Below are 12,991 nucleotides of genomic sequence, written 5' to 3' on the forward strand. Positions count from 1 at the left end.
CCCCTATCAGGAGCGTATGAATTCTGTTTCGCTTGCAGCTATCAAAAAAAACCAGAGGAATTACCCTCTGGCCTTTCGTTTTGGTCAATCCGATAATCGCTTAATACTTTAACGTTAACCTAACTCTAAATGGACGTTAGGTTAATGGACTGATTATTTTATCTGATACACATATAAGCCGCACTTTGGTTACCAGCAGAATGCACTAACCCTGAGTCTGCATGGAAATCCTCACCAGGAGTTGACGTCCACATAAAACTTGTTGCTGGGAAGTCGCTGTAATTATGCAGATTTCCCCATTCCCCAACGAAAGTACCAATGCTGCGTGCTAAGCTCCCGGTGGATACTTCATTGCCTTCAGGTAATCTCATCCCTTGAGCAATGCAGGCGTTATTCGCGACCGACCAAGCCACAGTAGATGTATTAAACTGGCCGACCCAAGAGTCTAACTTAAACTGATAAGTGAATACCTTGCTCTTGTCTTGTTTCCAGGCAGCAGTGATGGTTACGGTTCCCGTGGTGTCATTATCAAGATTAACCAAACCTGAACTGCTGACACTGACGTTGGCATCGCTACTTGTCCACTCATAGTCGCTATTGCTGGCAGCATTGCCGTGCGGCGCTATCTGGAAGTTGGCATTTTTAAACCCTTTAGTTGGGAAACCACTGTTAATACTGAAGCCGCTATAAGCATTCACTGGTGTATTCAGTGATGCTTTCGAGAAGTCAGGATAGAACGTAACGTCTTTATCATGAGAGCTGCTGACACCCGCAGTGTTAGTCATTGCAGCGGTTACTGTACTGATGGTGCCGCCGACATTAGTCATGGTGAGGTCAGTCATGGCTTTACCATCAGCCCCGGTTTGCACTGAAGCTGTTTTTACCGTGACACCATTGGTGGCGCTGAAAGTCACCGTCATGTTAGGCACTGGATTGTCCTGCTTGTCCAGCACGATAGCTTGTACCCTGTTGGTGCCGCTGCCCGCGGTTTGATTATTGACTTCCACAGTAAAGCTATCAGCGGTAATCGTTGCGGTAGCTGCATCAGGGATAAAGCTCACATTCACCTGTTGTTCTGCACCATTAAGGCGCGCTGTTACCGCATAACTACCTGCCTTGGCGCTAGTGATTTTCGCTGTTGCCACACCCTGGTCGTCGGTGGCGGTGAACTCACTAATGGTTGCATCGCTAACCGTGCTGAAAGCGACACTGATATTAGGTACGGTATTACCGAACTTATCGACAACTGTCAGTTTTACACTATTGGCGCTGCTGCCATCGGCAGGTTGGCCGTCAGTAACCAACTGCAATTTATGTTCAGCACTCCCGCTCAATGTGGCACTGCCAGCATCGGCGATAAAGTTCATATCAACCTGTTGTGTTTCACCATTGAGTTCAGCTTTAACGGTATAACTAGCAGCCTTAGTGCTGGTGATTGTTGCCGTTGCTACCCCTTGGCTATCACTGGTTGTTGTCGCCACAATGTTAGCATCGGCATCAACGGTGAAATTAACTGTAACCCCAGACAATTTATTGCCATAAGCATCAGCCACTACCGCTTTCACTTGGTTCGCCGCAACATTGTCAGCTAAGCTGCCATTAGTCACCACTTGCAGGCTATTGTCTTGTAAGGTCGCACTTGCCTCATCAGCCACCATGCTCACTTTCGTTTTGACATCATTTAGCTGCACACCATTAATCTGGGCGCTAATATTCACCAGTTGTGGTTTACTGCCGGCGGTAAGTGTGGCTTGATAAACACCAGGAGCCGACTCGCTGATTTGAGTTATCGAATGCTCGACACTTGGCAATGGCGCGGCACGTGCAACTCTGGCGCGTTTTACGTCAGGCAATTCTGCCAATTCAAGTGAGAATGTCAGTTCATCAGCAATACCCGTAATCGGCTGGTTATTATTGTCCTTGATATTAAGTGCAATAACACTGCTCGCCACGGCATTTGCTGGCAGGGTTGCTGGTGAAGCTACCATATTAGAGGTATCGGCATTCACACCATAGTCATCTACGACGATATCGCTGTATGCAACCGGAGAAGCATTACCTTGGGTATCGTATGCGATGGCGCTGATACGATAAGTATTATTCCCCTGACCACCCGGTAGGTAGCTTGGCAATGTTACCTGCCAATTATTGGCGCTGCCGGTCATTTTCCCGCCAGCCAGCGTCAATGCACTGGTTTCCCACTCAATACGATCCAGACCTTGCTGTGCCGTAGCATTTGCCACTAATGGCATGGTTTGTCGGGCAGAACCACTAACACGTGCGGGTAACTCCAGGGTCACCACATTCTGCTTACGATACTTCATAACAATCTGATTATTACGATCGACCAGATTATAGCGGCTGCCAATCAGGCTACGTTTAATGGCAACAGTATTAGGATCAAGCTGGTGTGCCAGCGGGGTGCCGAATGCGTAGTTAAAGCCAAGATTTAAGCGGGTGTCATTCATTCCTGCGCGCCCCATCTTGTGGTCGACGCCAACAGTAAATAAAGGAATTGGGGTATAATTCACCCCCATAGTAACCGCGAGTGGGTTTTTCTGACGATTATCAACACCAAACAAACCAACTTCATCACCAAAATATTGTTCATAAACCAACTTACCCCCCAATTGTGGCAATGCGGGTAAATAAGCTTCACTACGTATATCAAAGCCGTTCGCGACTTTTTCATCATATTTATCAAGGTCTGGTGAGTTTTTCCAACCACTCACGCCAAAGTAACCGTTGGCGGCCAGGTTAATAAAATCACGGCCATATTCCGCTCCGACGCCAATACGGGTATGGCTATAGCTAGCATCATGATCAACAAACAAGTTATAGCCCAGCATTTGCTCGGCAAAGAAATGACGCTGGCCCAGACCAAAGTTCAATGTCACGCGGTCATCAATGTAGCGACCGCCTAATTGAGTGAAAGTCAGCAAATTTGGGCTATCAGTCAGTGGCAGCAATACATCTAATTGACTGCCTTTAAGGCTCAGTTTTTCATCCAGATTAAGTTGTACTTTCGCACTACCAAACTGGTTAAGCCACTTTTGCACCGCTTCATTACCTGCACTGGTAGCTGTGCCGCGCGCAATGGAACTTGCTTGCTTGGCTGAGTCACCGTCAGCCAATACTGATGCCAGACGCGTTGCCGCATTAGCCGTAGTTTGTTCAGCCTGAGAACTCGAGGCGTCAACGGTTTCAGCCGCCATGACTGCTGGGGTAAAAGCAATACTTAAAGGAAATACTGCCTGGATTACAATATTTGCCCAGACGACCGATTTCGCAAGGCGAGTTCTATTTAGCTGTTTGGTTTGATGTGGTGGTGATACGCGATGGAGTCTCATACTTATTTATTTACACTCTATAAGTCAATAATTAAAAATATTAAATATCAAATAACAACAAGCGCTTATTTGTATTATATTTCTGAATTACGCGGTATTACCCCACATATCAAACACGGGAAATCCGCCATAAAAATGGTGAAATTACTGAGGTGATTGAAACCGGTGAGTGAATATCTATTGATAAGAGATAAAAACAGTCATATTAAGGCTCGTTGCGACTAACACCCAATACCAAAACCCAAGAGGTAATATGATTGATTTAATGACTTTTATTTATAAAAAACACTTACTTTATTTCTATCACGACAAAATCATTACGACACCAGCTTGCCTGGAGTAGATTACAAGAGGTACATTTATAACACCATAGATACATCTAAGTTACAAAATTGATGGCGCTATTAAACATCATATTGCAGATTATATATATAGGATCATAAGAGCCTCTTTCGTAGGAAACATCCTACAATAGGCCGAATTTAAGATTTTGTCTTATTTCCGGCCTTGTTACAGAGAACATCTAGATGTGTGATTTCTGCTTACTTATTAGCCAATATAACTCATCATGAACGTATTCAAAAATCGAGATTAAAGGTTAATGGCTGCTGGTCAAATCTTTAGTATATCATTGATAAAATAGGATATATTATAGATATTATTTATCTCAATGGCGTAACAAACAACAAAACTGCCTACCGGTTTTTGGCGATATTTTAAGCAACGTAAAACATCGGTAGATATCCCGATTTATCAATACGGACAAAGCTTCAACATATGGATGGGCACTGACATTACTGAAAAAATAAGAAAAATGCCCATTAAATGTTAAGCATTAGCAGATTAAATACCGAAATAATGTAAGTGATTGGACCACAGAAATCCTAAGCGGATAACTAGCACCCTTTAATGGCGTGTAAATACAGCTGGAAATAGCCTTTGGACTAACTCGAAGATTTAACGCAAAAAAAATAAGGGGAAATAGAAAAAAAGGTAAGGGATAATGATGATTCAGGAAATTAAAAACTGAAATTGTGTTTTAAGTGGAATAACACAAGTAGGATAACCTGCAAAATCAATAATAAAGTTGGTTCATATGTACCACATTCTAAATGTAGATCCAGGATGGTGCAGCGGACCTGCAAGTCATTTTGAGTTCCGGTATTTAAAGTGTACCTACCAACTCAATCAGGAAACATCGGCACTTTTCCCATAGCGGTTATATGTAATTGTTGTATTGGAATACCCAAGTAGCTAAGAGGTTAATTATTCTGTAACACCATGTTCGTGAAAGTAGCCGCTGCATAATACCATTGTGATAAAAATGATGAAAAAGCTGGAGGCTATCCATTGGTGCGGTAGAAAGGTTGTGAGGAGAAATACGAATTTTGCGGCATTTCTGCGGCGTCAGATAGACTCTGAGCTAGCACCAAATACCGTGACAGGAAAGCATGATTAGCGCCATAAATGATACACAAAAATTGTATCACTGCCGTTTCAATGCAAGAAACAAGTGGATAACATGATAAATATCATGCAGTTAGCTGAAATGGTGGAGGCCCTGCCAGCTACATCCCGGCACACACCTCGCCTGCTGCGGCTGCTTCCTTCCGGACCTGACCGAGTTCACAAGTTAGTGTTGCGGGAGAACCAACAGGGCCTCCATTGACGTTAACGGCTCCTTATACTCTGGAGCGGTGGGCATTATCGGCCATGCACCATCAAATAGCAAGGCACCACCAGCTAACCGGTGGTTTATTGCCCAGCTATTTGATGATGAGTGCAGAATTTATTTTCTTCTGGCAAAAAAAGCCCTGATGATATTATTTGTTCCTATCGCCTCGTGCCAAGAACAGAAAATAAAGAGGATGCTCAGAACCCAATGACCGAGCCAAGCGACCCGCAAATTATCGACAGCTTTCGCCAGCGTGTATTTCAGGTGGTTGCAGCTATTCCCTACGGGCAAGTGACCACCTATGGCGATATTGCCCGACTAATAGGCTCCCCCAGAGCTGCTCGTCAAGTTGGAGGCGTTCTTAAACGCTTACCAGAAGGGTCTACCTTACCCTGGTATCGCGTCATTAATCGCCATGGCGAAATATCGCTAATTGGCGAGGATTATCTCAGGCAGAAAAATGCCTTATTAGCGGAGGGCATTGAAATTAGCCCGACCGGGCGCATTGATTTACAGCAATATCGCTGGCGATACAGCTAGTTTCAGCGCCACAGAGCCATACTCTGTAGCGCATAAAGCCGCTCAAAAAGTTACTGTATCGTCCCTGTGCCTGTCATTGTTGCTGCGGGCGCAGTTTCAATGGCCACAGAAGTGACAGGAACCAGTAGCAGGTTAACCTGAGTGCCAGCACCATTGTTAATCACCTCCTGAATGGTATCTGTGATGAACATTAGCTGGCCATTATGGGTAATAGCGGCGCTCACAATTATACGGGCATTTGGTTGAATTTCTGCTGGGTTAAACGGCAATGCGAAGCTAAAGGGAGCCTGCTTGCCTTCAGTGCGAATCGCTTTCTGCGCAATAACCCGTGTCGGGGCATCAGCCAGTGAAGCATCCGACAGCGTAACCGTGACGACGGCATCCGGCGGCAATGCAATGCGCTCGCGGATATTCACTGCCCCCTGTACGGCTGGTTGCGCAATAGGTGCAGCCGCCTTTGTTGTTCCCGCGGGCACCGGGACATCAACACCTTGATGAGCACAGCCGGCCAAACTGATGACCAATGCTGCCCCACCCGCTATCTGCCAGAATTTTATTGATTGCCAAGGTTTCATAGGTCGCACTCCTTCTTATTATTAAGATGCGAGTTATTCACAAAAAAGCTCGCGATTAATAAGTGGCTTCAACCACCTAGCCTGCTAATTATAGCACAATATGCTACCACTTACTGATTCCCCCCTGATTGAGCCATTTATCAGACGATTCCTGATAAAATGACGTGCAATTGAGTGACCGTTTCACCGCAATATATTGACGACCCCCCGCTGGATTCAGCACACTGTGCATGAACTCAATCATCAGGGGCCACAGCATGAGCCAGGCATTAGAAAAACTGCTCGATCTACTCGATCTGGAGAAAATTGAAGAGGGAATTTTCCGGGGCCAAAGTGAAGATCTGGGCTTACGCCAAGTATTTGGTGGCCAGGTTGTTGGTCAGGCAATTTATGCGGCAAAACAAACGGTGCCCACTGACCGGGTGGTTCATTCATTTCACAGCTATTTTTTACGCCCGGGGGACAGCAGCAAACCCATTATTTATGACGTAGAAACATTACGCGATGGCAACAGTTTCAGTGCACGTCGGGTGAGTGCGATTCAGAATGGTAAACCTATCTTCTATATGACGGCGTCATTCCAGAGTCAGGAAGATGGCTTTGAACACCAAAATACCATGCCGGATGTTCCCGCACCGGAAGGGTTAATATCTGAAACGGATATTGCCCGCCAATTTGCCCATTTGATCCCCGAAAAAGTCAGGGATAAGTTTATCGGCCATCAGCCGATTGAAATGCGCCCAGTGAAATTTCACAACCCACTGCAAGGCGAGAAAGCAGAGCCTAGCCGCTATGTCTGGTTCCGCGCCAATGGCAAATTGCCGGAGGACTTCTCGGTTCATCAATATTTGTTGGGTTATGCATCTGATTTTAACTTCTTGCCGACGGCCCTACAGCCTCACGGCATTGGTTTCCTTGAGCCGGGGGTGCAAATCGCCACAATCGATCACTCCATGTGGTTCCACCGCCCATTCCGTCTCGACGATTGGTTGCTGTATGCCGTAGAAAGCACCTCAGCTTCAGGGGCTCGTGGCTTTGTTCGCGGCCAAATCTATAACCGGGCGGGGGTTTTGGTTTCCTCGACAGTGCAAGAGGGGGTTATTCGTTTGCATCGATAATGGCAAAAATATCAGGGGCGATGTTTCCATCGCCCCTGTTGCTATCATCATTATTATTAATTTTACTGCCAGTGAGAACTTATTGGCATGCTTAACTTACTGATTGTATGCATTTTCGCCGTGGCTGTTCACATCCAGACCTTCGCGTTCTTGCTCTTCCGGAACTCGCAAACCCACCAGCAAATCGGCAATTTTGTAGGCAACGAAAGCAACCACACCAGACCAGACCAAACAGACTCCCACGCTGAACAACTGCACCCCGACCTGATGGCCCATCGTGACGCCAGCAGCATAACCTGTGCCGCCCAATGAAGCCGATGTGAAGACACCGGTCAAGATACACCCGACAATCCCGCAGACGCCGTGGACACCAAACACATCGCAGGTATCATCCACTCGCAGCCATTTTTTCAACAGCACCACCCCCCACAAGCCGGCAACGCCACCAATCAAACCGATAATCAGTGCGCCACCAACCCCGACAGTACCTGCAGCTGGTGTAATCGCCACCAAGCCGGCGATACAACCTGAACAGGCACCTAATAGTGATGGTTTGCCGCGTAAAATCCACTCAGCAAATACCCAAGAAAGAATGGCACCCGCTGTTGCGACAACGGTGTTCACGAAAGCAAGTGCAGCAATTTCGTTAGCGGCGCTGGCAGAACCGGCATTGAAACCAAACCAGCCGATGTACAGAATTGCCGTCCCCGTGAATACCATCGGTAAGTTGTGCGGTTTGAACGCCTCTTTACCAAAACCGGCGCGTTTGCCCAGTAAGTAGGCTCCGACCAAACCGGCAATCGCGGCATTAATATGCACCACAGTCCCACCAGCAAAGTCCAGTGCGCCGTCCAGTGCCAAGAAGCCGCCTCCCCACACCATGTGCGCCATTGGCAGGTATGAGAAAGTGAACCACAGCACAGCAAAAATAAGTACCGCCGAGAAACGGATACGCTCAGCAAATGAACCCACGACCAGAGCCACGGTGATACAGGCGAATGAGGCCTGGAATACCACATGGATATATTGATAGAAGGTGCCGCTCAAGCTCGTCAGGCCGATGCCTTTGAGCATCGCCATGTCAAAGCTGCCGAAAAATGCATTACCCGCGCTAAACGCTAGGCTGTAACCATACAGAATCCATAGAACACAAATCAGGGCAAAACTCACCATGACCTGGGTCATCATCGACAATACGTTTTTGGAACGCAGCAGGCCACCGTAGAACAGGGCAATACCGGGTACCGTCATAAACAGCACCAAAGCGGTGCAAATCATCATAAAGGCATTATCGGCTTTGTCAGCGACAGCGGGTGCTGCGGCCATTGCCAAAGAGGGCAGCATTGCTGCCGAACTTAGGCCCAACACGGATAAAAGTTTTTTCATTATCAACCCATCCCTATTCACTAAATTTGAGCCTGCAAATTACAGTGCTGCTTCGTCTGTTTCGCCGGTGCGAATGCGAATAACACGTTGCAATTCAGCAACGAAAATTTTGCCATCACCAATTTTGCCGGTATAGGCGGCCTTGCTGATAACATCAATGACTTCATCCAATTGATCATCAGCAATGGCGATATCAATCTTCACTTTAGGTAAGAAATTGACACTGTATTCCGCTCCCCGATAGAGTTCTGCATGCCCTTTCTGGCGACCAAATCCTTTTACTTCGGTGACGGTCAACCCCTGAATACCTACAGAGGACAAGGCTTCACGCACATCCTCCAACTTAAATGGTTTGATAACCACGGTAACCAGCTTCATATTTGCCCCTTCTCGATTTAAGTCGAATTCATGTCTGCCACGAAATACTTATCTGCCATAAGACACTTACCTTTCTCAAAACAAGTAAAGCAAAGGCTATGCCATAAATAATATTTACGCGTATTTAGTCTCGAAAAGGCGAATTGAGGGCAGTTGGGATGGGCCCCCCAAAAGCTTTATCGGGGGATAAAAAAGAATGAACAGTTTTTGTGCACTAAATTAGTGCGACGCGCGTCACAAAAGTGCGCGAAGAGGTTCCTGCGCTATTGCTTTGCTTGATTATGGTGCGGCCCATCTAGAGCAGGAATTAACCGGGTGAATGCCTAAACAGGAAAGTCAAAAAAACTGGAAGGGAAATAGAGAAGCCCATGGGGCCGCGTGACCCCACAGATGACTTTTTAACTTACGGCGGTTTCAACTTGATCAATAGCCGCTAAATCTTCACTGACTAATTGCAACTGGTACATTTGATAATAGCGCCCGTGTGCCGCCAGCAGCGCTTGATGCTTACCTTGCTCAACAGCCACTCCGCGGTGCAAGACCATAATAGTATCGGCATCAACAATCGTCGAAAGACGGTGCGCTATCACCACCAGCGTGGTGTTTTTCCGGATTAACTGTAATGCCCGCTGGATGGCCTGTTCCGTGCCCGAGTCAATATTCGCGGTTGCTTCATCCAAAATCAGGATTTGTGGTGCCTGAACCAATACCCGAGCCATGGCCAAGAGTTGTTTTTGCCCCACTGACAATGTATTGCCCTGCTCCCCGAGTAAGCTGTGCAAACCATCCGGCAGTGCATGGACTAATGGCGCCAATTGCACAGTTTCTAGTGCATCCCAAACTTGCTGCTCACTGATGTCACGACCTAGCGTCACATTGGCAAAAAACGAATCCGCTAATACCACCGGGTCTTGCTGCACCATCGCGACACCCTGTCGCAGTGTTTGATGTGATAATGTGGCCAAAGGCCGCCCGTCAAGCAAAATCTCGCCCTGCTGTATTGGGTAATACCCCATCAACAAGTTTGCCAACGTGCTTTTGCCACTGCCGGTGTGGCCAACCAAGGCGATAAACCCGTGTGAGGGCACATCAAGGGCGATATTTTGCAGCACCATTTTATCGTTACGATAAGAAAAACTGACATTATTAACCTGAATACGGCCACTGGTTAGCGGGCGGTCATCAGTACCGTAGCCTTGCTGGGCGCGATCCATCAGCTCGAAAATACGCTCCCCGGCAACCACGGCCTGCTGCATAATCGACTGCTGCGATGTCAATTCAATTAATGGTTCATTCAGCCGACCCAGATAATTAATGAATGCATACAGCACCCCGACACCCACTGAACCCTCGGGGCTGAAACCAAAAAGCAGCAACAAACCACACAGCACCATGGCAGAAAATAGGCTCAACAGCGGACGTAGCAGGAAGCCCTCCAGACGCAACGTTTGCATCCGCGCCGAATAATGGGCACGGCTAGCCGCCTCCATTCGCTCACCAAAGCGGGCCTGCTGACGGAACTGCTGGATAACACCCATGCCATTAATGACTTCATTAAAACCATCATTAATATCCGCCAAATAAGCTCGAACTCGGCGCACTACTGGGGTGCTATAACGCTGATAAATGGTCATTACCACCAACACTGCTGGGAAAATACAAATCGAAATCAGCGCCATACGCCAATCCAGACTGAACATTGCCACCAGCATCGCACCAATTAACGCCGCACTTTTCAATACCGTGGACACCACCATCACATACAAATCTTTTATCACTTCAGTGTCATTCGTCACTCGGGAAATCAATTGCCCGACAGGTTGGGTATCAAAAGCACTGAGAGGCTGGCGTAACGCCGCATCCATAACTTCAATACGCAACCGCTGAACAACCCCCACGGCCGCGCGATTAAACAGTAATGCCTGAAAATAGTGCAATGCAGCCGCTAACAATTGCAGCAGCAGATAAGCGAGCGCCAACCCACTGACTAACCCCAAAGGTAATGTGCCTTTCGCCACCACGTGATCAATGAAATAACTAATTAACAATGGGCCACTGACCTCTGCGGCGGCGGCAATCCACAACATCAATACCGCTAATCCTAGTGGTTTACGATATGGGGAGCCGTAGGAAAGCAGGCGTTTTAGTGTCGGCCAAAGCTGTTGAACTTTACTCATCGGTTTGGGCCTCCGACTCACCGTCATCCAAGGCAGCCTCCAATTGTTGATAGCGGTACATTTCCCGATACCACCCAGATTGATTAACCAATGTGTTATGGCTGCCGCGCTGCATCACGCCACCGTGTTGCATGACCAAAATTTCACTGGCTTCAGTTAAGGCTGAAAGACGGTGGGCGCTGATAATCACAGTGCGATGTTCGCCCCACTCCCGTAAGTTTTTTAAGATTTCATGTTCAGTCTGACCATCAACCGCTGAGAGCGCATCATCAAGGATCAGAATCTCTGTATCCAGTAGCAGCGCCCGAGCAATGGCAATACGCTGTTTTTGCCCACCGGATAGCATCACCCCGCGCTCACCCACCTCGGTGTCATATCCTTGAGGAAGGCGTAAAATATCTTCGTGCACACTCGCCAAACGCGCCGCCCGTTCAATCTGCGCCTGGGTCGCCGCCGGTTTCCCCAATGCAATATTACCGGCGACCGTATCAGAGAATAAAAATGGCGTCTGACTGACCACCGATAAGCGCCCACGCCAGTCATGCAGCCGGATATCTGGCAGCGGATGCCCTTGATAACAAATTACGCCATCATCAATATCAAATTGCCGTTGAATTAATGCCAACAAGGTACTTTTACCCGATCCCGTCGGCCCGCATAACCCCAGCATCTGCCCTGGTGCCAATGTCAGAGACACATCATGCAAAGCGGGTTGCTCAGCTTCTGGGTAATAAAAATGGCGAATATTCACCGCCAAAGTGCCACGGTCGCTCGATAACGCGACCTTGCCGTCTTTCACCACTGGCGCTTCTTCCAACAGGCTGCGGATACGGCTATAAGCCGCGCTACCCCGCTCTACGATATTGAACATCCACGCCAATGCCAGCATCGGCCAAATCATCAATCCCAAATACATCACAAAACTGGTTAGCTGCCCCAGAGTGATACTGTGATTCACCACCATCCAACTGCCGCCGCCAATAGCCAATAAATTTGCAATACCGATAGCAATATAAATCGTCGGGTCAAAACGGGCATCAATACGGGCGACATACATATTTTTGGCTCCCGCTTGTGCGGCAACCTGCGCAAATTGCTGCGACTGACTATCTTCCAAACCAAAAGCTTTAATCATGCGAATGCTAGTGAGGCTTTCCTGCGCCTGATTATTGAGACTCGAAAAGGCCCCTTGCGCTGATTTAAAGCGCTGGTGCAGTTGGTCACCATAATATTTGATGACCACCGCCATGACCGGCATAGGCAGCAATGATAAGAGGGTCAATTCCCAACTGATTTGGGTGCTCATAACAATCAATACCGCGCACCCCATCACCAGCGAATCCACCAGCGTCAAGACCCCCTCACCGGCAGCAAAGACCACTCGGTCGACGTCATTTGTCGCACGCGCCATTAAATCACCGGTACGGTGACGTAAATAGAATCCAGGAGCTTGTTGACTAAGTTGACGATAAAATTTCGCACGCAACTCGACAGCCAGCTGATAGGAGGCACCAAACAGTAAAACTCGCCAAACATAACGCAACAGATAGACCACGATAGCCGTCACCAGCATCACGCCTATCCATACCAATAACATATTGGTCGACATCTGTTTTGTACTGATGCCATCGACAATGACCCCGACCAATTTGGGCGGGAGTAATTGCAAGATAGCAATAATGATCAGCAGCAGCACCGCCCCCACATAGCGGCGCCACTCACGGCGGAAATACCAGCCTAGTTGTGCAAACAATCTCACGCAGTTTTATTCCATGGTCTAATAGCGAATAAC

At 47.7% G+C, this 12,991-nt stretch carries 8 protein-coding genes and 1 other RNA gene; 2 read left to right on the forward strand and 7 right to left on the reverse strand.

What is annotated here, in order from left to right; all coding sequences use genetic code 11:
• Positions 1–158: 158 nt before the first annotated feature.
• Together D5F51_RS13630 and ffs are read right to left on the reverse strand one after the other, a co-directional pair.
• Positions 159–3,215, reverse strand: coding sequence for an inverse autotransporter beta domain-containing protein (locus D5F51_RS13630; RefSeq protein ID WP_129197326.1), 3,057 nt, complete (start codon positions 3,213–3,215; stop codon positions 159–161).
• A gap of 1,694 nt (positions 3,216–4,909) precedes the next feature.
• Positions 4,910–5,006: signal recognition particle sRNA small type (ffs, locus tag D5F51_RS13635), an RNA gene on the reverse strand.
• Positions 5,007–5,232: 226 nt separating this feature from the next.
• Here ffs and D5F51_RS13640 point away from each other — a divergent pair.
• Positions 5,233–5,565, forward strand: coding sequence for an MGMT family protein (locus D5F51_RS13640; protein WP_245994803.1), 333 nt, complete (start codon positions 5,233–5,235; stop codon positions 5,563–5,565).
• Between the two features lie 50 nt (positions 5,566–5,615).
• Here D5F51_RS13640 and D5F51_RS13645 read toward each other — a convergent pair whose 3' ends face one another.
• Positions 5,616–6,140, reverse strand: a complete 525-nt coding sequence (locus tag D5F51_RS13645) for a YbaY family lipoprotein (RefSeq protein ID WP_129197328.1) — start codon at positions 6,138–6,140, stop codon at positions 5,616–5,618.
• A gap of 257 nt (positions 6,141–6,397) precedes the next feature.
• Between D5F51_RS13645 and tesB the strand changes: the two genes are divergently transcribed.
• On the forward strand, positions 6,398–7,258 hold the full coding sequence (tesB, locus tag D5F51_RS13650; protein WP_129197330.1) for an acyl-CoA thioesterase II: 861 nt from the start codon (positions 6,398–6,400) through the stop codon (positions 7,256–7,258).
• Positions 7,259–7,354: 96 nt separating this feature from the next.
• Here the strand turns inward: tesB and amtB are convergent, their stop codons facing one another.
• From amtB to D5F51_RS13670, 4 genes are all read right to left on the reverse strand, one after another.
• Positions 7,355–8,644: an ammonium transporter AmtB gene (gene amtB / locus D5F51_RS13655; RefSeq protein WP_162301743.1), complete on the reverse strand. Its 1,290-nt coding sequence runs from the start codon at positions 8,642–8,644 to the stop codon at positions 7,355–7,357.
• A 39-nt stretch (positions 8,645–8,683) separates the two neighbouring features.
• Complete coding sequence (glnK, locus tag D5F51_RS13660) at positions 8,684–9,022, reverse strand: P-II family nitrogen regulator (protein ID WP_002208627.1); 339 nt, start codon at positions 9,020–9,022, stop codon at positions 8,684–8,686.
• Positions 9,023–9,420: 398 nt separating this feature from the next.
• Positions 9,421–11,199, reverse strand: coding sequence for a SmdB family multidrug efflux ABC transporter permease/ATP-binding protein (locus D5F51_RS13665; RefSeq protein WP_129197332.1), 1,779 nt, complete (start codon positions 11,197–11,199; stop codon positions 9,421–9,423).
• Complete coding sequence (locus D5F51_RS13670; protein WP_129197334.1) at positions 11,192–12,958, reverse strand: SmdA family multidrug ABC transporter permease/ATP-binding protein; 1,767 nt, start codon at positions 12,956–12,958, stop codon at positions 11,192–11,194. Before D5F51_RS13670 ends, D5F51_RS13665 begins: the two co-directional genes overlap by 8 nt.
• Positions 12,959–12,991 lie beyond the last annotated feature (33 nt).

Origin of the sequence: Yersinia hibernica (assembly GCF_004124235.1) — a bacterium.
GTDB lineage: Bacteria > Pseudomonadota > Gammaproteobacteria > Enterobacterales > Enterobacteriaceae > Yersinia > Yersinia hibernica.